This is a genomic window from Buttiauxella sp. JUb87 (genome assembly GCF_004361975.1).
In the GTDB taxonomy this organism is placed as follows: Bacteria; Pseudomonadota; Gammaproteobacteria; order Enterobacterales; family Enterobacteriaceae; genus Buttiauxella; species Buttiauxella ferragutiae.
The window spans coordinates 417,039-436,076 of the sequence record NZ_SNVY01000002.1 but is presented as its reverse complement, the minus strand read 5'-3'; the positions used below and the strand labels follow the sequence as shown (position 1 = coordinate 436,076).

At 41.4% G+C, this 19,038-nt stretch carries 18 protein-coding genes; 14 read left to right on the top strand and 4 right to left on the bottom strand.

What is annotated here, in order from left to right; all coding sequences use genetic code 11:
• Positions 1-215: 215 nt before the first annotated feature.
• The 11 genes from EC843_RS10235 to EC843_RS10185 all read left to right on the top strand — a co-directional run bounded on the left by EC843_RS10235 (position 216) and on the right by EC843_RS10185 (position 13,036).
• Complete coding sequence (locus tag EC843_RS10235; RefSeq protein WP_133522203.1) at positions 216-1,163, top strand: AEC family transporter; 948 nt, start codon at positions 216-218, stop codon at positions 1,161-1,163.
• An 88-nt stretch (positions 1,164-1,251) separates the two neighbouring features.
• Positions 1,252-2,937 carry an NAD-dependent malic enzyme gene (locus EC843_RS10230; RefSeq protein WP_133522202.1) on the top strand — a complete coding sequence of 562 codons (1,686 nt, stop codon included), beginning with the start codon at positions 1,252-1,254 and terminating at the stop codon, positions 2,935-2,937.
• A 1,061-nt stretch (positions 2,938-3,998) separates the two neighbouring features.
• A complete protein-coding gene (locus tag EC843_RS10225) occupies positions 3,999-4,739 on the top strand; it encodes a winged helix-turn-helix domain-containing protein (protein ID WP_133522201.1) in 741 nt (246 codons plus the stop codon).
• Positions 4,723-5,160, top strand: coding sequence for a hypothetical protein (locus EC843_RS10220; RefSeq protein ID WP_133522200.1), 438 nt, complete (start codon positions 4,723-4,725; stop codon positions 5,158-5,160). Before EC843_RS10225 ends, EC843_RS10220 begins: the two co-directional genes overlap by 17 nt.
• A 664-nt stretch (positions 5,161-5,824) precedes the next feature.
• Entirely contained in the window at positions 5,825-6,562 is a 738-nt protein-coding gene (locus tag EC843_RS10215) for a hypothetical protein (protein ID WP_133522199.1), read from the top strand.
• 71 nt (positions 6,563-6,633) lie between these two features.
• Positions 6,634-7,110 (top strand): CS1 type fimbrial major subunit, encoded by a 477-nt coding sequence (locus tag EC843_RS10210; RefSeq protein ID WP_133522198.1) that lies wholly within the window; start codon positions 6,634-6,636, stop codon positions 7,108-7,110.
• An 87-nt stretch (positions 7,111-7,197) separates the two neighbouring features.
• Positions 7,198-9,792: a CS1-pili formation C-terminal domain-containing protein gene (locus EC843_RS10205; RefSeq protein ID WP_133522197.1), complete on the top strand. Its 2,595-nt coding sequence runs from the start codon at positions 7,198-7,200 to the stop codon at positions 9,790-9,792.
• An 86-nt stretch (positions 9,793-9,878) separates the two neighbouring features.
• A complete protein-coding gene (locus tag EC843_RS10200) occupies positions 9,879-11,066 on the top strand; it encodes a hypothetical protein (protein ID WP_133522196.1) in 1,188 nt (395 codons plus the stop codon).
• Entirely contained in the window at positions 11,063-11,572 is a 510-nt protein-coding gene (locus tag EC843_RS10195) for a hypothetical protein (protein ID WP_133522195.1), read from the top strand. Before EC843_RS10200 ends, EC843_RS10195 begins: the two co-directional genes overlap by 4 nt.
• A gap of 25 nt (positions 11,573-11,597) precedes the next feature.
• Positions 11,598-12,335, top strand: a complete 738-nt coding sequence (locus EC843_RS10190) for a hypothetical protein (protein ID WP_133522194.1) — start codon at positions 11,598-11,600, stop codon at positions 12,333-12,335.
• 158 nt (positions 12,336-12,493) lie between these two features.
• Positions 12,494-13,036 (top strand): hypothetical protein, encoded by a 543-nt coding sequence (locus EC843_RS10185; protein WP_133522193.1) that lies wholly within the window; start codon positions 12,494-12,496, stop codon positions 13,034-13,036.
• A gap of 152 nt (positions 13,037-13,188) precedes the next feature.
• On the opposite strand, the gene EC843_RS10180 is transcribed toward EC843_RS10185, so the two are convergent.
• Together EC843_RS10180 and EC843_RS10175 are read right to left on the bottom strand one after the other, a co-directional pair.
• On the bottom strand, positions 13,189-14,622 hold the full coding sequence (locus EC843_RS10180; protein WP_121814930.1) for a 6-phospho-beta-glucosidase: 1,434 nt from the start codon (positions 14,620-14,622) through the stop codon (positions 13,189-13,191).
• A 165-nt stretch (positions 14,623-14,787) separates the two neighbouring features.
• Positions 14,788-15,516 (bottom strand): MurR/RpiR family transcriptional regulator, encoded by a 729-nt coding sequence (locus EC843_RS10175; RefSeq protein ID WP_064543652.1) that lies wholly within the window; start codon positions 15,514-15,516, stop codon positions 14,788-14,790.
• Positions 15,517-15,705: 189 nt separating this feature from the next.
• Here EC843_RS10175 and EC843_RS10170 point away from each other — a divergent pair, with 189 nt between their 5' ends.
• Positions 15,706-16,359 (top strand): hemolysin III family protein, encoded by a 654-nt coding sequence (locus tag EC843_RS10170; protein WP_064543654.1) that lies wholly within the window; start codon positions 15,706-15,708, stop codon positions 16,357-16,359.
• Between the two features lie 150 nt (positions 16,360-16,509).
• On the opposite strand, the gene ygfZ is transcribed toward EC843_RS10170, so the two are convergent.
• On the bottom strand, positions 16,510-17,496 hold the full coding sequence (ygfZ, locus tag EC843_RS10165) for a tRNA-modifying protein YgfZ (protein WP_133522192.1): 987 nt from the start codon (positions 17,494-17,496) through the stop codon (positions 16,510-16,512).
• Between the two features lie 247 nt (positions 17,497-17,743).
• Here ygfZ and sdhE point away from each other — a divergent pair, with 247 nt between their 5' ends.
• Positions 17,744-18,010 (top strand): FAD assembly factor SdhE, encoded by a 267-nt coding sequence (gene sdhE / locus EC843_RS10160; RefSeq protein WP_064513590.1) that lies wholly within the window; start codon positions 17,744-17,746, stop codon positions 18,008-18,010.
• Complete coding sequence (locus EC843_RS10155; protein WP_064543659.1) at positions 17,991-18,413, top strand: protein YgfX; 423 nt, start codon at positions 17,991-17,993, stop codon at positions 18,411-18,413. The genes sdhE and EC843_RS10155 overlap by 20 nt, the downstream gene beginning before the upstream one ends.
• 7 nt (positions 18,414-18,420) lie before the next feature.
• Here the strand turns inward: EC843_RS10155 and fldB are convergent, their stop codons facing one another.
• A complete protein-coding gene (gene fldB / locus EC843_RS10150) occupies positions 18,421-18,942 on the bottom strand; it encodes a flavodoxin FldB (RefSeq protein WP_064543777.1) in 522 nt (173 codons plus the stop codon).
• Between the last annotated feature and the right edge of the window lie 96 nt (positions 18,943-19,038).

Below are 19,038 nucleotides of genomic sequence, written 5' to 3'. Positions count from 1 at the left end.
ATTTAATTCTTATTTTTGTAAGTAAAGTTACTGAATGAACGCACAAGACTATTCACAATGCGGGTATTTATATTTGTAACTAAAGTAGCCGGCGTGAAAGTATTTAAACAGGGGTAAGTGTGATTTCAATCACCCTACTGGGATTAGGTGATCGTTAAATTACCTCCAGAAATAGATTGTGCGCTATCTGTACCATTATGCATTCTGGAGATTCCATGTCATCACTACTATTACAATCTCTGTTCCCATTGGTATTTATCATGTTGCTCGGATGGTTAAGTGGGAAGTTAGGTTACACGCGCCGTGAGGATGCCTCAGTTTTAGCCACGGTGGTTATCCGTTTTGCTCTGCCGTTCCATCTTTTTATCGGCGCGTTGAATACCGACCCGGATAAAATAAAGAACTTTTCATTTATGGCCGTTCTGATGATTGGTTTGATGGGCTCCTACTTCATCACACTGCTCATCTCACGCTATGTTTTCCGCCATGATATTAAGACCAGTGCGGTTCAGTCACTGGTCTGTGCTTTCCCTGATATGGCCTATTTTGGTGCCCCGGTGCTGGCGGTGTTAATCGGACCAGAAGGCTTTTTAGGTGTGCTGATAGGCAATCTAATCACCAGTGTATTTATGATTCCACTGACGATTATCCTGATTCGCATGGGGGATAAAAAGGGTGAAAACAGTCTTGAAGATATCAACCCCTTTAAGCTTGTCCTGCAAAATCTCATCAAAGCGGTAAGAAACCCCATTGTCTGGATCCCCATCTCTGGCGTGCTATTGAGCCTGATGGGCGTGCAATTACCGCATCTGCTGAGCGCACCAATAGAAATGGTGGGCAAAATCGCAGGCGGCCTCTCTCTTTTCGCTCTGGGTCTTTTATTTTATGGCGAGCGCCCGGCGCTTAATCTCCAGACATTTACCAATATTAGTATTAAGAATCTCATCCAGCCGGGGCTAATGGCTGTCGCCGGTCTGGCTTTTGGATTGAGTCATACTTTAATGCAGCAGGTCATTATCATCGGTGCAACGCCATCCGCTATTGCTGCAGGAATGTTTGCACTCCGTAGTGATACTTATATTGAAACAGCATCATCTTCAATTTTGATTGGCACAGCCATTGGTATTGTCACCGAGGGAATAATGATTTATCTAATTTCGTAACTTACATATTGTCATTCTCTAGCTCTGCTATTTAGTTGCAGATAATAATTTCATTTTTTTAAAGAAAGATATGTTCAGGAGTGGGTAAATGTTAGTCAAAGAAACACTTTATACACCATATAATGGCTCTGTCTTACTAGAAAACCCATTGTTAAATAAAGGGCTTGCTTTCACAGATACCGAACGACAAGCCTTTAATCTTCATGGGTTACTGCCTCATAAAGTTGAAACTATTCAAGAGCAGACCGAGCGCGCCTGGGATCAGTTCTGCCAGTTTAAAAAAGATATTTCCCGTCATATTTATTTGAGAAATATTCAGGATACCAACGAGACGCTGTTTTATAATCTTTTGCGAACGCATATGAAAGACACCTTGCCTATTATCTATACCCCAACAGTGGGTGAGGCTTGTGAACATTTTTCTGATATTTATCGCCGAGGACGTGGATTATTCATCTCTTGGCCAAATCGCCATCATATTGATGAAATGCTGCAAAGCTTCTCGCGTAACGATATCCGCGTCATTGTTGTCACTGATGGCGAACGTATCCTGGGTTTAGGTGACCAGGGAGTTGGAGGGATGGGGATTCCAATCGGTAAGCTCTCTTTATACACCGCTTGTGGAGGTATTCATCCTGCATCAACGTTGCCTATTATGCTGGATGTCGGTACTAACAATACCCGACACTTGGATGATCCACTGTATATGGGATGGCGCCACCCGCGTATTACCGATGATCAATATATTGAGTTCATGGATATGTTTGTAGATGCAGTCAGGAACCGTTGGCCCAATGTATTGCTGCAATTTGAAGATTTTGCACAAAAGAATGCCACAAAATTGCTGAACCGCTACCGCGACACGTTGTGCTGTTTTAATGACGATATTCAGGGGACGGCAGCCGTCACTGCAGGAACGCTCATGGCTGCAGTTAAAACTGCCGGGAGTCGTCTACGCGATCAGCGAGTGGTCTTTTTGGGTGGAGGTTCGGCAGGCTGCGGTATTGCTGAAAAAATTATAACGCTGATGATGGACGATGGTCTGACGGAAACTCAGGCGCGCAATAATATCTATATGGTTGACCGTTTTGGCCTGCTGACAGACGAGATGCCTAATCTTCTCGATTTCCAGCAGGGTCTGGTAACTGCAAGGGATACGATTCGCCACTGGGATGTAGAGACAACAAATATCTCATTGAAGGATGTAGTGCGTCATGCCCATCCGACAGTGATGATTGGCGTATCCGGGCAGCCAGGCTTATTTAGTGAAGAAATTGTCAAAGAAATGCACCGACATTGCCCACGACCTATCATTATGCCGCTTTCCAATCCTACATCTCGTGCTGAAGCTCAACCCAAGGATTTGATTGAATGGACGCAAGGACTGGCACTGGTTGCAACGGGCAGTCCTTTTGCACCCATTTCTTTCCTGGGACAGGAGTACGAAATTGCACAGTGTAATAATGCCTATATATTCCCGGGACTCGGGCTGGGCGTATTGGCTGGAAAAGCATCCCGGATCACCGAAGGCATGCTGATCGTAGCAAGTAAGACGCTTGCGGCACATTCGCCATTAGCCTCTACGGGAATAGGTGGATTGTTACCGCCGGTGGAAAAGATTGAAGAGATATCTCGGACTATTGCATTTGAAGTTGCTCGTGTCGCGCAACTGGAAGGGGTTGCTCCAACAATGAGTGAAGAGACGCTGTTAAATAACATCGATAAAACATACTGGAAAGCCAGCTACACATCCTATAAGCGCGCATCGTTCTAATATGTATTGAGAAAAAACCGTCTTCATCAAGAAGGCGGTTAGGTTAAAACAACCCATCACTTGTCATACTTCATTCATCACTTGGTCAACCCCTTTCACCCCACAGTTATTTTTCTGACATCAGCAGAACGATAAAATTTTCCTGTCTTCGATACCCTAACTAGAAAAAGTGAAGGATATGCAGTCTTGGCTATATATTTGTAAGACACAAATAATACTTAGGTATTGTCAATATCCTGTGGATATTAGCTTTGTCATTATGGTCATGAGTGCCACTGATATGGTGGAAAAGCTACCTCTTTTTCATCATCTTATGTATATCACATAAGTGAAAGGGGAGTGACATAATAAAATTAAACAAGCGAGATCTCACGTCAAGTAGTTATACATTACCTACTTAACATTCACCTATGCCCCGACTAGAGAGCGAAGGCGGCAGGCGATATTGCGCACAAACACTCGGGAAAAATAATTTACATATGGCTGGCAACAGGTACATATAACGGTAAAACCAAACTTTCCAATAAATTCATAAGTACTATAATTATGAATTATCTATGTCGCTGTTTAATAAGGGTATTTATTTTTATATTTTCATTTATTCATAATTGCAATGAACTATCATGGAAATGTCTATTCGATTGCTGCTTGTTTCTAAGTGTTGTAGCTAATCGTGTTTTGTTACTATAAGTATGTTTGGGTGTCATGTTTTATTATATGTAAATTAAGATAACGAAAATCGGGAGAGTGTTAATTAATTTTGTATAATATATATATTGATCAGGGGTATATATTAATTGAGTCTGTTGGGTATCTTTTTTGTGACGAAAATATACTGTGTGAGGGCGAATTATTTTTAAAAGGTGGCTGTTCTTAGTTTCTCATAATGATAATTGCAGTAGAAAATGAAGTATCGTTTAATTAAGTTGTAGTTATAAAAATTGTTACATGATTTATGAATGAAGTTTCTACACGTTACTGAGATTATTAACTGCATGCTATGGTTAGCAGTCTGTAATAATTCGTAGTTACCATCGACATCACATTCGACGTTCAAATATATGACTATACTCACTATGGAAAAAAACTTACTTTTCAAATTCAACTTACCGACGGGTGAGTTATTTTATCATGAAAAATGCGTTGCGCGACTTAGTGTGGCTGAAGGAATCATATTGGTTACACTACTAGAGGCATCATGTGAAATTATAGATAGAGACAGGTTGTTAGATATTGCGTGGCCAAATAAATTTGTTACCCTAAATTCATTAAACGTAGCCATAAAAAAAATAAGGAGTGTATTTTTACCTATAACTGGAGAATGTGTAATTATTACGCATCATCGAAAAGGGTTCTCATGGAACTCGCGATGGGTAAAATGTATTGTAGGTGTTAGTATTATTGATAATAGAGATAATGATAATTTAGTTTCATTTTACGCAGCAAGTACAGATGTAAGTAATGAAACTCCTATGGAAAACAATCCTCTCCAAATTCAAAATGACCCTATGGAGTTAATTGTCAATAAAGAGCGAGAAATTAAAGTTACGCCTGTATTAAATAAAATGACGATATTTATTCCCTATTGTGTATTTTCTGGTTTTTTAATATTAATAACTCTGTTTTTTATGGTTTTATATAGCACTCAGGTGAAGGTTATGTCATGTCAAAAAATCAAAGATTATAAATTTTGTGGCTTTGGACCATTAATTGAAACTGAAATCCCTATTCAATTACCATCAGGTAATTACATCTATGTTAACTCACAAAGGAATGGATTTCGATATGTTGAAGTTAAATAAGAAAAAATACCTTATTATTTTGTTAATCATCGTGAGTACGATTCTGGCAATCCCTTTTGTTAATGGGTTTGGATGTAATGCCAGTTTCATCATACTTAATCCACGGTTAGGTAGTCTCTATGGGCGGTGCGAATACGGGCTAGTGACAATGTCTGTCACGCATGAAATTACCAAAGAAAGCTATACTCAACAAGGAATTATGGGCTATTGGCGAGGGAGGTATTTCATGTTAGTGACCCAAAGGGATATAATTCCTGACAGTAAAAATAGTGAATCCCAAAGAGCGCTAAGAGCATTCTATTATCGAAGTGTTTATTCAGGGAATATAATTGGCGATGAATTTAAATATGTCATCTATACAACTCCAGAACCTACGATAAGTCGTATTTTTTTAAATGGTTATTTTGGTTTTTTAAATTAAAAATAGATGTGTTTTTTAACTTTATTTTAGAGTGTGCAGAACATTGTAAAACACCTGATCTTCAGGATATAGGGTGGTGACTCATCGACAACGATAGTCCAGATAGCATGTAGAGAATGCATCGCGAAATCTCCCGGATATAGGAAATTTGTACAGCGACTTTATCTTTCTTTTTTTAGTCAGTAGCTTCAGCCTTGAAATGTCTGGAATGAAACATCATCTTCAGACAATTTCTTACCTCACGGTAAAACTTTTCATTGGTATCCAATTTTAGTCCTCCAAAAATAACTGTGGTATCTGGCCTGTTTGCGGAATTATTGGTACTGGCTTCCATGGCTAGTCATTACGCATAGCTACATTTAGAACTTTTTACGTATGATTTTCTCAGTGTCTACAAATATTCATAGACTTAGTAATTTGGCAATATCGGTGCAAGTTTTGACTAAATAATGCATTCATGAAATATGAATAACACATTAAAGGCTAATGAATTTCTAACATACTGTTTTTTAAGTTAAAAAATATCACACCAATTCATTTTTTAATATTTTTATTTAGTTAGTATTCCCACTAGAAATCAGGCGGAGATATTTGCAATTTTCACTGTTTAGGTTGCTTATTGTTTGTAGTAGTACGATTGACTTTTATTAAAGGCACTCAAATCATGCGAAATAAAATTTGTTACTTATTGCTCTCATTACTTGTATTCACGGCAGAATCTTTTTCTGCTGTGAATATCAATATTGGTCAGTTAAATGATACGCTTGAAAGCAATAAAAATACCCTGCAGAAAAAGATATATAATGCTGGGGATAGCACCGCTTTTGTACAAATTGAAGTTGTTGAAGTAAATATAAATTATAAGGGTGAAGAGTCCGAGCTAAAACCAGACAGAGATAAAAAAAACATCTCATTTATGGCTAGTCCGTCCCGATTGATTATTCCAGGGGATAGCTTTCAGGTTAGTCGTATTGTATTTACTGGGACTCGTGAGTATGAACGTTACTTCAGAGTACGTTATATGCCAGTACAGCCAAATGAAAATAATAACTTCGGGTTGAGTCCTGATCAAATAAAAGATAATGATACAAATACCCTTAAAGCAGGAATGGGGCTATCTATAGGCTATGGAACTTTAGTAGTTGTCAGGCCTAACACCTCTATATATAGCACTCGTATTAATGATGGTGCTAATGAATTTAAAGTGGTTAATAGCGGAAATACTGTCGCAATACTGCGTTATACAAATACATGTTCTAACGTAACTAAAAAATGCCATGGTTTTGGCGAGGATTTAAATGTGTACCCAGGTCAAAGCAGGGTCTTCTTAAAAGAGAAAGACTCAACTCATTCATTCACTTTAGTTGAGGGAGGGAACTCAAGAAAAATAAAATTACCTTAATGTTTAATTAACGCTATAGAGCTCCATAGATATTTTATATACAAAATTTAAATTTACTATTAGGTATTATTATGAAAATTGCATCACTCTTCACTTTAGCTATGCTTGCTGGTTTCTCTGCTTACTCAAATGCAGCTACTACACTTACTGTTCCTTTAGAGGCCGAGTTAATTGATGTTACACAACCGGGTATTTCAGCCGACTATACTGATGGAACCTGGAACAACTCACAAACTATTAGCTTCGGTAGTGTTATTCCTGGCGCATCATTTTTGCCACAAAACCGTAATGTCACCTTAACTGTTCCTGCAAACAAATCACTGAAAGCAAAAGTGACCTCAGCGACACTCATTAATGGTTCAGAATCAATTGCTGTTAGTGTTTCACTGGACGGTGTAGCGCTTAACGATACCGCGCAAGATGTTGTCGCATCAACAACATCTGCTCAGTCGAAAGCAGCTACCTTGTCATTCTCTCCAGCAGCAACAAGCGGTAAGCAAACAGGTAATTATATGGGTAATACAGTTATTACTGTAGAAGCCTCTTAATATTAAAAAAACACCATTAGCTTATTATCATTAATGGTGTTTTTTTGTTTGCCAATGCTTATTACATGATTATATAAGGTGATTTTCGTGAAAGGCAAATTGATTATTATATTGTCTTTGTTATATAGTTCAGTCAATTATGCTGCAGAATCGCCTAATAATGAATTATTACAACAATCGGCAGATGCCCCAGAAGAGTTTCTTCCTTTCATTTTTGATGTTCCTCTGAGTGCCCGCGTAGAAATAAATGGGAAATGGATGGGTGATGCTCTGATTCGTCTCCAAAAAACAGGCACCGTTCAATTATTGTCTTTTACCGATACTGTCGGAAGTCTTGTTAGTGGATCAGTTCGGGATCAATGGCTAGAGTCTCTAGGAAAACCAACGGAGATAGGTGACTGTACTCCTGATAAAAAATGTCCTGATGGATTGGTCGCATTAGACTTTCGTCTCAAAACAGCTCAGTTAACATTGGTTACTAAAGATGCTGGACAAGATGTTAATCAGTCCAGCTATTATAAAATTCCTGAATCTGGTCCATTTGGACTGATTTTCAGAAATAATTTGAACGGCTCATTCACAGAAGGAGTTGGTAATAATTTATATTATAATGGTGATTTTAGTGGAAGCGTTGGGAAGTGGGCGCTGACAGGTAGCTTACAGTATTCGCAATATAACAGTAATGAGAAAAATTATACTGTCCCCCAGGTCTATGGCAGTCGCGAACTAGATGACGGACATGCTATACGTATGGGGTTATTTACCCCTATGAGTGAGGGATTGTATAATCGTATTTCACCAGTTAGTAACTTACCCTTACCTATTATTGGTGCTATGTTTGGCACTTCAGATACTCTGCTTGATGTCCGAAAACAACAGAGCGCAAGTCTATACCCCATTTACGTAACCCCTGATAGTGAGTCCGTAGTTGAAATTTATCGTAATGGTTCACTTCTACGAACCGTGCTGGTTCAACCAGGGTTGCAAACATTAGATACCACCACATTACCTGGCGGGATTTATCCAGTTGAAGTGCGCATTATTCGGGGTGGCGTGGAATCATCCCGTACTCAAGAAACGATCTATAAGCCTTTGAAATGGCGTAATTTTGAACGAAAATTTAACTATAATATATTTGCTGGCAGCATGACCAACAATAGTCGTTCTACGTCATCATTAGGTAAGTATGTGGATACCAGTGGTGAAGTTGTCTTCGGTGCTGAGGGGGAATATCTCCTGCTTCCGGACCTACAAGTCGGAATGATGACTCAACAAAGAGGTCCGGAAACTAGTTTAGGTGGAACTGTAGACTATACACTGAATGAATGGGGTAATTTTTATAGTACATATTCGCATGAAACTACTGGAAGTAATCTACTAAATAGCCAATTGCGATTTGGTGACACAGTCGGTTTTGGTTCAATTACGCTAAGCTACAATAGAAATGAAAACGTACTTAATAAGTCCCAAAGTAAAACGTATAACAAGTCGCTATCATGGGATAAAACACTTGGAGACGGTATATTTTCTACCTTAATTCTTGGGTACAATAGCACCAGTAATAACTACAAAAATAGTTGTAATGATAATTATAATGACAGCTATAGAATCAGTGATAATTACAGAAACAACAATCACAACAACTATAATAATTACTGTAATAATAAATATAATAGTGATGGGTATAGGGTTGACTTAGGGTTAACCGTAATGAGTAAAATTATGGGGAATAGAGCTACCTGGAGGGTGTCTGGTTTTGATCGTCCGGGTGGGGAGTCCAACAATAGAGATAGCGGAATTCAACTCTCTCTGACATGGAATATAGAAGAAAATAAGCGAACCTATAACTTAGGGCTTAATTCAAATAATGCAAAAAGTGGGAATGTTAGTGATTACAGCCTCACTGCGGGTCTTAACCAGAACTTTGATCATGAGATGTTAAACAGTTTGGGCATGAATATTACTGGTGATAAAAATGGCCTGGGACTGAGTGGTTCAACTACGTTTACTACACCTCTAGCAGGCGGTACTTCATTTGTTCAAATGACACCTGAAAATAGTCTCAGCACTGGTTTTAATCTCAGTAATACCATTGCTATGGGATCCGGTGGCGTTGCAATGTCTGGTAAAAACTTGTTAGGTGATTCAATGATGATTGTCGATGTTGTTTCTGATATTCCAGGGCAAACGCTTCAGGCGGAGGACAATCAGGGTTCTAGCACATTATTGAAGCCGGGGCGTAATCTTGTAGAGGCGCGCCCATTTGTTGAAGGTACTCAACAATACTATTTCCCGGGTAAGGATGCCCCTGGTGCATTAATCAATCCACCTCGTCGTAACTATCATTTAAATAAAGGGGCTGTTGATTATCAGAAAATCGAAGTGAGCAGCACGGTTAGTATCTTAGGCCGCATATTAGCTAATGATGGTACACCGCTTGCTGGGGCCACGGTAATAAATCATGCCAGCCGTAGCTACAGTGAGGCAGATGGTTTTTTCAGTATGGAACTTAGCCAGCGTATCCCTGTACTGGATATTGAGCACATCAAAGCTCCGGGGTGTCACATTGAGATTGACATTCAGGATTATCGACGTGAAGGGGATGTTTTGTTTGTAGGAGATTTACGTTGTCAGCAGACGGTAGCAATGGCTCCAAAAAGTGAATTAGGTCGCAACGGATAACCAAGGATAAATAAATAATGATTCTTTTTAGGTCTAAATTATTGTGGGTCTTTATTACTATTATGATGCTATGGACTGGTCAGGGAATGGCTGCAGCTCCTTTAGTATTTAACTACCCGCCACTTGCCAGTGATGATTTTATAATAAATGGTTTTGGGGTGACAAATATCAGTGGGATATGTACTGTTACATATTTTGGGGATATGCGGGCGCAATGTAAAAATAACAAAGAAGTATCCTATGAGTTAAATGGCAGGTACAATTTTAACTGGCAAGACGATAAATCATTATATTACCAATATTCAGCCAATGAAGTAAAAGTCGTTGATATCGTTAGTTCGTACGGTGTGGCATATCCTATTAATTTAACTTTATCCGGAATGGGGGGGACGATAAGAGGCCTATATTGTAACTATTGTCAAAATAATGCATTGACTCCCGGTTTAGGTTCTGGAGCCGGATGTACTCGTACCGGGAGCTCGAATGCTTTGTACTGGAATGCTTCATCATGGAGACAGAATAGCCAAAGTGGCTGTACGAGCAGGACTAGAAACACAAATGGTAATGCAAGCTATTTAGGTGCCAACTGGTTAATAGATACTTTGTCCATACTAATCAGGCCTTCATTTGTTGGCGCGAATCCATTACTTATCCCTAGTGGGACTTATACAGCTACGTTAAGTCTAAGAGAAGGAACAGACTTCTTGATGTCAGGAGAAATTAACCCGACATTCAGTAATGGGAGTGGTGCGATAAGTAATATCCCTATTGTTGTCAATGTTAACCATGCGTTGAATGTTTCATTCCCCTCAAATACAGTTTCATTAGAGCCACAACAGGGTTGGAAAAGAGCTCTACTCTTTCCTGAAAGTGTGAATTTATTACAGGGAGCTCTTCCATTTAACCTGAGTGCTTCAGGCCTGGTGTCTGTTTATATTGGTGGATGTACTTATACCGTAGGTACAACCTGTGCAGTCAGGACCAACAATAATGGTAATGAACACACTGTTCCCGTTGATATTGCACTAACTGTACCAAATGCGTCACTCATAAATGCTAATGGGCAGGTAGGTAGTCCTGACTTTAATAAAGTTTTATTAGGGGCAGGTAAAAGCAGTGAGGTTGTTTTTACATCACTTTCTGTTCCTCTGCAAAACTCGCGAGCTAATTTATCATTTTCGGTTACAGGCATTAATGCACAAGACGTTGTGCGTAATCAAGGTGCACATTACAGTGGAACTGCTGATATTACATTTGAACGGGTGATAAATTGAATACGATGATGCGTATTATAGTCACTCTTTCAGCTATTTTTTGTGGTATTGCATCAGTTACCGCTGATGATAAGATAACCAATACTATCCAAATGGAAATTAATGTTCCTAATGTTGAGTTTTATGTATTAAGCCAAGATGGCTGGAGTTCTAATTTACAGCGGTTTGTATGGGATGCTCAACGTAAAAACCTTAAACCGATTTTGGGATTACCTATTATTATGAAAAATACCCTAGGAGGTATTAAAGTTACGCTCAAAACAGGTGACAAAACTGCGATAACATCGGGTGTTTCTGAAATATATTATAGGGTTGAATTTTTAGTTGATGACTATTGCGCAATGTATGTAGAAAATACCAATTCAACTGTGGAGTGCCAACTTACTTCGGGACCTACTAATGGAGAAAAAAGTGGTAAGATTAATCTCATCCCTATTAAACCTGCAACAGGATGGGTCACTGGTGATTACACCGGTGTTCTATCTTTGATTTTTGAATCAACATAATAATTTATTAAATAGGGCTATGTTAATGATGCCAATGAAAGTGTCAGTTTTGCTATCTCTTTTATTATTCAATTTTACTATTGTGGCTGCGCCGCAAGTACAAATCAACGACTTAGTGGAGGTAGTTGACCATGACCGTACTACTTTACAAAAGCAGGTCTACAATTTGGGGGACATGACTGCCTTCGTGAGAACGGAGGTTCGTGAAGTTGAATATGATAAAATTGGCCAAGAGCACAATCGCAGCGCTGTTGATGGTGTGCGAGAAAACGGTTTACACATCAGCCCGGCACGTATGATTATTCCTTCTGGTAGTTTTCAAGTCAGCCGTGCGTTGTACGTAGGGCCTCGTGATAAAGAGCGCTATTTCCGTGTGCGTTTTTCTCCCACCTTGCCTAAAGATGAAGATCGCTTTGGTTTAAATAAAGATGAAGCAAACGATTATCATAAAACACTAGGCCGGAGTGGATTCCAGCTTCTGTCAGGCTATGGTGTTTTATATATAATTAAACCAGTTAAGGGTGTATATAACACAATAATTACTAATGATGGTGGTTTTATCAATATTTTAAACGGTGGCAATAGTAGTATTCGGTTGCAGGGATTTAGTGAGTGTAAAAAAAATGGGGGTGACTGTGGTTTGTCTCAAGATATTTTTATTACCCCTGGTATTACGAAAAATATGCCTAAAAAACCAGGTCATATATATTCATTTTATTTGGTTGAAAATGATGACTCCGTTAAAAAAACGGTAATTGAATGATTTAATGCTGGTGGTTTGTTTCTGTATGCCATTTTTTATTTCCTGCATTTCAGTATGAAGATTTAAATACCAGTGTTTTCAATGTTAAACAATTCTATGAAAATACTCTCTACTATTTTTTGTTTATAGATGGGTGGAATTACATCATGAATATATACATGGTGACCGATGATTATTACTTGTTTGTCGGTGTGAGTTACGCCTTAAAAATTCTTGCTGACTCCAGTGTGAAAAAAATTTCTGAGCAGCAAGTGTTAAGTCTTGTTAATTCTAATTCATTAACTAATGATGATGTTTTTATCATTTGCTGTAATTGTGATGGTTTTAATCTAGATTTATTGATTTATTTGGAAGGTATATCTGTAAGAATTATTGTTGTAAATGATAACAAGCATTGGAGTTTGCATAAATTATTTGGTTTTAATTATTTACCAGCCAGATTCCGCCTGGAAGAGTTGATTTTTTCTTATAACAAAAGGGATGTGCCAACGACAATAAAATTAAAACATGGATTAAGAATGATTGAAAAGAAAATTCTGGTTTCTGTGTTATCCAAAGAAGAATGTAATGATATGCATGATTATTCTAAGATTACACCTAAACGGTTGTCTTATTATAAGAGGAGTATGGTTAGAAAGTTAGGGCTACGCAATATACTACAATTACACATGCTACCCAGTAGTATTATTGAATATATTTAAAATATTTTACCAGTCGTAAATCTCACCCCAGAAAATATTTATGAGGCTGATAATGGTGAACGTAACAGTTGACGTTACACTCGCTAGCTTTGGAATGATGTTTATTATTACTCAAACGCCCCGTAAACGGGGCGTTCAGGCGAGCAAATCAATCAGAGTTTTTCACCGTTACTGGCAATCACTTCTTTGTACCAGTTAAAGCTCTTCTTGCGCGAACGAGACATATCGCCGGTGCCATCGTCGTGTTTGTTCACATAGATAAAGCCGTAGCGTTTGTTGTATTGACCGGTGGTGAAGGAAACGCAATCGATGCAGCCCCACGGGGTGTAACCCATCAGATCCACACCATCGTAAGTGACCGCTTTCATCATCTCGGCAACGTGTGCTTTTAGGTAATCAATGCGGTAGTCATCATTGATTGAGCCATCTTCTTCCACTTTGTCGTAAGCACCGAAGCCGTTTTCAACGATAAACAGCGGTTTCTGATAGCGCTCATACAATTCGCAAAGTGCGTAGCGCAGGCCAACAGGGTCAATCTGCCAGCCCCAATCGGACGCTTTCACGAACGGATTCGGCACGCTGCCCTGGAAGCCAGATAATGCATCACCGGTGCCGCCGTCAGCTTTCACCGCGTTGGTCATGTAATAGCTGAAACCGAGGTAATCACACACGCCTTCACGCAGGATTTGCTCGTCGCCCGCTTCCATTTTGATGTTGAACTCGCGGCGTTCCCACTCGTTCAACACATAAGATGGGTAGTAGCCACGCAATTGCACGTCTGTAAAGACATAACGCTCACGCATGGATTCCTGCGCGTACATCTGATCTTCTGGTTTGCAGGAGAACGGATACAGCGGCACCATCGCCAGCATGCAGCCAATCTGCATTTCAGGATTAATGCGATGGCCAATCTTCACCGCCAGAGCACTGGCAACAAACTGGTGGTGCAGAACCTGGTACATCACTTCTTCAGGGTTATCGTGCTCGGTGTAAACCACGCCAGAACAGCAGTAGCCGAATAACGGTGCGCGCCAGTTACGCTGGTTGTTGATCTCGTTAAAGGTCATCCAGTATTTCACTTTGCTCTTGTAGCGTTCAAATACCACTTCGGCAAAACGAACAAAGAAATCAACGACTTTACGGTTAGTCCAGCCACCGTATTCGGTGACCAGATAATGTGGCATTTCAAAGTGGGAGAGGGTGATGACCGGCTCAATGTTGTACTTCAGCAGCTCGTCGAACATGTCGTCGTAGAACTTCAGCCCTTCTTCATTGGGTTGCAGTTCATCACCTTTCGGGAAAATGCGCGTCCAGGCGATTGAGGTGCGGAAACATTTGAAGCCCATTTCAGCAAACAGTGCGATGTCTTCTTTGTAATGACCGTGGAAATCGATGGCTTCATGGTTGGGATAATATTTGCCTGGCACCATTTCTTGAGTGATTTCACGCGGTACGCCGTGTGCGCCACCGGTCAGCACATCACAAATACTTGGGCCTTTACCTTCTTTGTTCCAGCCACCTTCTACCTGATGTGCAGCAACCGCACCGCCCCATAAAAAGTCTTTTGGTAAGGTCAATTTTTTCATATTTGTTAATCTCACTGTCAGTGCCAGAAATAATGTGGGATACATCACAAAATGGCAGTGTATTAATACGCTCTGTTCTGGAGTCTAACAAATGAGAATTAATTGTCACGATATAACAAATCACGGTTAATGTGATTTGTTACATAGATAAAACAGGCTGTTTTTTTACGCCATTTTTTTAGCCAATTTACGGCCAATGGTTTCTAAAATATAAATAACCGGGATTTGCGTGGTGATGTCATAAACGCCACCAACACGGGTAAGCGGAATATGCCAGGAGATATTAAAGTCGGCAAGTTTTGCCAGTGAAGAGTTTTCGTGGCTGGTGATGGAGAACACCTTGCAGTTATGCAGACTGAACTGGCTGGCGAAGCGCAGGATCTCTTCAGTTTCACCGGAGACAGAGAGGACAATCGCCAGTGCATTTTTAGCCATATCGTTGGTAACCGGAAAATAAGGGTCATCAATGTGGTTACTAAATTTACCGACATTAGAAAAGAAACGTGCACCATATTTAGCTAATGCGCCAGAGGTTCCGGCTCCGACAAATATAATACGTTCGGATGAACAAATAATATTTACCGCCTGGTCAATTAAATTATCAAACTCTTCATTGTTAGTACTTTTAAAAAAGCTGATAATTTCGCTCGGGCCAAAATTAACCAATTGTTCATCATTTTGTTCAAGATATAATTTAAAACGAACGCGAAACTCGGAATAACCATCGCAATTTAACTTGCGGCAAAAACGCAGCACGGTAGTGGTAGAAACGCCGGTCGCATCGGCTAACTCGCGGATAGTCATGTACATCACTTTGTCACGGTTTTTAATGACATAGTTGTAGACCATCATTTCTAGTCCGTTGAGATTAGCAATTGCCGCATGAGTAAACATGGTATCTCTTCCTGAATGTTCCAAAGGATTAAGTGTCAGTAACAAGATTGTATCGGTGTAGTGGATTGTATCGGTAATTGTTATCACATCTGACAGATTTATTTTAGCGTACATGTGTTCGCTGGAATCGTTCTCAGCTATTCTGGTCGAGATGAATTTTCCATCTATTGTTTCACCTGGAGTAGCCAAATGGCTGACAAACCATTGATCACTAAAGGATATTCACTGGCGGAGGAAGTCGCCAACAGCATTAGCCACGGTATCGGACTGGTTTTTGGGATTGTTGGGCTGGTTTTGTTACTGGTACAGGCGGTGGAATCCAACGCGAGTGTAACCGCAATAACCAGTTATAGCCTGTACGGCGGCAGCATGATCTTGCTGTTTCTCGCATCCACGTTGTATCACGCCATTCCCCATCAACGCGCCAAGCGCTGGCTCAAGAAATTTGACCACTGTGCTATTTACTTATTGATAGCCGGGACTTACACGCCATTTTTACTTGTTGGGCTGGATTCGCCTTTGGCGCGTGGGTTGATGGTCGTTATTTGGGGGCTGGCACTCGCCGGCATTCTTTTTAAGCTGACCATCGCGCATAGATTTAAAGTCTTATCGTTAATGACCTATTTACTGATGGGCTGGTTATCGCTGGTGGTGATTTACCAGATGGTGATTAAACTCGCTCCGGGCAGCGTAACGTTATTGGCTGCAGGCGGCGTGATTTACTCGTTAGGCGTCATTTTCTACGTCTGTAAACGTATTCCGTTCAACCACGCTATCTGGCATGGTTTTGTGCTGGGCGGCAGCGTTTGCCACTTCCTGGCGATCTATCTGTATATCCGTTAATCGTGGGTATGTATCAAACAAACAATACCCTAAATAATTCAAGATGCAGGCAGGCGACCAGGCCGTAAGTCCCCAGGAGCATAGCTAACTATGTGACTGGGGCGCGCGGGTGCAGTCAACGCACCTGCAACTTGAAGTATGACGGGTATTTTATTCATCTTCTAACGAATAAGGCAGCCGTTCGATAACAAGGTGGCTGCTGTTATCATCACGCACTCGCAACACACTGTCGGCTTCTAAATCGTTGTTCATCACGACTTGTACTAACACGCGGCCATCATCCAGTTGGCTGGCGGCGAGTACGGTGCCGGTGCGGCGCCAGTTGTCACCCATTTTCAGTTCCAGATCTTCACCTGCTTCTGGTAAGCGGCTGGCTTTCCCGGCCAGGAACCACAGAGCACGTTTGTTAGCGCCACGAAACTTCGCGCGAGCCACCATTTCCTGACCGGTATAACAACCTTTTTTGAAGCTGATACCACCCAGCGCCTGAAGGTTGGTTGCCTGCGGAATAAACTGTGCGCTGTTAACCGGTTCAATAACCGGAATACCCGCTTCAATCTCTAAAGCCAGCCATTGTTGGCTGTCATTGCGTTGTGCTTCGCCCAGCAATTTATCTGCCAGTGCCTGCGCGGTGGCTTCATCGGTGACCAGCATAAAACGCTCGGCGGGCAGGTTAAACCATAGCAGTGTTGTCGCGCCTTCCTGAACCACTGGGTTTTCCGCGTCCGGCAAGGTTGTGAAAACATTGGCGAGTGCCGCACGAGCCTGGAACCCTGCAACGCCCAGAAGCACACTTTCATCATCAGGTGTGATGGTCACTTTGGAAAACACAGCATACTTTTTGAGTTCGACAAGCTGCGCGTCACGCAGATTACGACGTTCAATCAGCGCATAACCTTCGCCACGATGGAACAGGCGCAGGTTGCTCCACATTTTCCCTTTTGCGTCACAATGCGCGCAAAGCGTGTGCTGGTTTGCTGCCAGTTGTGCAACATCAGTGGTGACCTGGCCTTGCAGGTAGGTTTCTGCGTCGTTACCCGTCACGCTTGCCAGTGCCCAATCATCAAGCGTCATGAGTGTTAGCGGCAGGCGGGCTGCAGCCGTTGGCTGACGTGGAGGAAATGGAGTGAAAGCCATAATGATGTCCCTGGGTTTTGAGCATATGAATTGGCTCAATGGTAAAAGAGCCATTTGCCAATGCAAGCAGTTTGATAAGGTGAATTGTGCACTTACGGGATTTCTCGCAAGGTTAATGCAACTGCAACGCACAATAAAAATTTCTCACGATAAAGCGCGCAAACGGTAACATTCAGTTAATACGTGCCATGAAAACACGTTACACTAAGATTTGTACCTTCTTTGTCAGAGAACCAGGAAAGAGCACATGGATATCAATAACAAAGCCCGAATTCATTGGGCGTGCCGCCGGGGAATGCGTGAGCTTGATATTTCGATTATGCCATTCTTCGAATATGAATATGACTCGTTAAGCACTGAGGATAAGCAATTATTTGTCCGTTTGCTGGAAAGTGATGATCCTGACCTGTTTAACTGGTTAATGAATCATGGCAAACCAGCAGATACAGAGCTGCAACGGATGGTGACACTGATTCAGACACGGAATAAAGAACGTGGTCCTGTGGCAATCTGATCTTCGGGTCTCGTGGCGTGCACAATGGCTGTCCCTTTTGGTTCACGGTTTAGTGGCACTCTTTGTGCTGCTGATGCCGTGGCCGATGAGCTACACGCTAATTTGGATGCTGTTGCTTTCGCTGGTGGTATTTGACAGCGTTCGTAGCCAGCGCCGGATTCATGCTTGCCAGGGCGAAATGAAACTCCTGACCGACTACCACCTGCGGTGGCAAAACCAGGAGTGGGAAATGGTTGGTGCGCCATGGGTATTACGCAGCGGCATGATGCTGCGTTTACGCCGCGTGGGGCGCAAGCGCAGTCAACACTTATGGTTATCAGCCGACAGTATGGATACTGGCGAGTGGCGTGATTTACGCCGCCTGATGCTGCAACAACAGGCAAGCGGGAATGGGGAAGTTTGAGTCGCTGTCAGGCAAACTTCTCGGCCATTTCAGCGAGAATTTGCTCACACCAGTTTTGGATTCGCTCTTCGCTTAAATCGTACTGATTGGTTTCATCAAGTGCCAGGCCAACAAACAATTGCCCATCGGCAATGACAGGTTTCGGGCTAGTAAATTCATAACCTTCAGTTGGCCAGTAACCAATAAACTGCGCACCCCGTGGGGCGAGTTTATCGTGCAGCATACCGAGCGCATCAAGGAACCATTCGCCATAGCCGAGCTGGTCGCCCATGCCATAAAGCGCTACCGGCTTACCTTCGAGATTCAGATTATCCAGTTGATCCCAAATGGCCTCCCAGTCTTCCTGTAATTCACCGAAATCCCAGGTCGGGATGCCGAGAATCAACACATCGTACTGTTCCATCATGGCTGGAGCATCATCTTTAAGATTGTGTAGTGTCACCAGTTCCGGGCCAATGATGTCACGAATTTTTTCGGCAGCCATTTCGGTGTAACAAGTGCTGGAGCCATAAAAAAGACCAATGTTCATCGCATTAACAACTCTTTTAAAAACGTGCAGGATGGCAAGTGTACCAGATCCCATTGTGCATCAGGCATAATGGACACAATTCGCCAAAGGTGAGGC

Excerpts from the sequence above, each read along its gene's own strand:
- EC843_RS10200 (WP_133522196.1), top strand. The coding sequence starts at position 9,879 with ATGGCTGCAGCTCCTTTAGTATTTAACTACCCGCCACTTGCCAGTGAT.
- EC843_RS10175 (WP_064543652.1), bottom strand. The coding sequence starts at position 15,516 with ATGTTTACTCATGCGGCAATTGCTAATCTCAACGGACTAGAAATGATG.
- EC843_RS10185 (WP_133522193.1), top strand. The coding sequence starts at position 12,494 with ATGGTGACCGATGATTATTACTTGTTTGTCGGTGTGAGTTACGCCTTA.
- ygfZ (WP_133522192.1), bottom strand. The coding sequence starts at position 17,496 with ATGGCTTTCACTCCATTTCCTCCACGTCAGCCAACGGCTGCAGCCCGC.
- sdhE (WP_064513590.1), top strand. The coding sequence starts at position 17,744 with ATGGATATCAATAACAAAGCCCGAATTCATTGGGCGTGCCGCCGGGGA.
- EC843_RS10230 (WP_133522202.1), top strand. The coding sequence starts at position 1,252 with ATGTTAGTCAAAGAAACACTTTATACACCATATAATGGCTCTGTCTTA.
- EC843_RS10225 (WP_133522201.1), top strand. The coding sequence starts at position 3,999 with ATGACTATACTCACTATGGAAAAAAACTTACTTTTCAAATTCAACTTA.
- EC843_RS10235 (WP_133522203.1), top strand. The coding sequence starts at position 216 with ATGTCATCACTACTATTACAATCTCTGTTCCCATTGGTATTTATCATG.
- EC843_RS10215 (WP_133522199.1), top strand. The coding sequence starts at position 5,825 with ATGCGAAATAAAATTTGTTACTTATTGCTCTCATTACTTGTATTCACG.
- EC843_RS10220 (WP_133522200.1), top strand. The coding sequence starts at position 4,723 with ATGTTGAAGTTAAATAAGAAAAAATACCTTATTATTTTGTTAATCATC.
- EC843_RS10170 (WP_064543654.1), top strand. The coding sequence starts at position 15,706 with ATGGCTGACAAACCATTGATCACTAAAGGATATTCACTGGCGGAGGAA.
- EC843_RS10180 (WP_121814930.1), bottom strand. The coding sequence starts at position 14,622 with ATGAAAAAATTGACCTTACCAAAAGACTTTTTATGGGGCGGTGCGGTT.
- EC843_RS10210 (WP_133522198.1), top strand. The coding sequence starts at position 6,634 with ATGAAAATTGCATCACTCTTCACTTTAGCTATGCTTGCTGGTTTCTCT.
- fldB (WP_064543777.1), bottom strand. The coding sequence starts at position 18,942 with ATGAACATTGGTCTTTTTTATGGCTCCAGCACTTGTTACACCGAAATG.
- EC843_RS10190 (WP_133522194.1), top strand. The coding sequence starts at position 11,598 with ATGATGCCAATGAAAGTGTCAGTTTTGCTATCTCTTTTATTATTCAAT.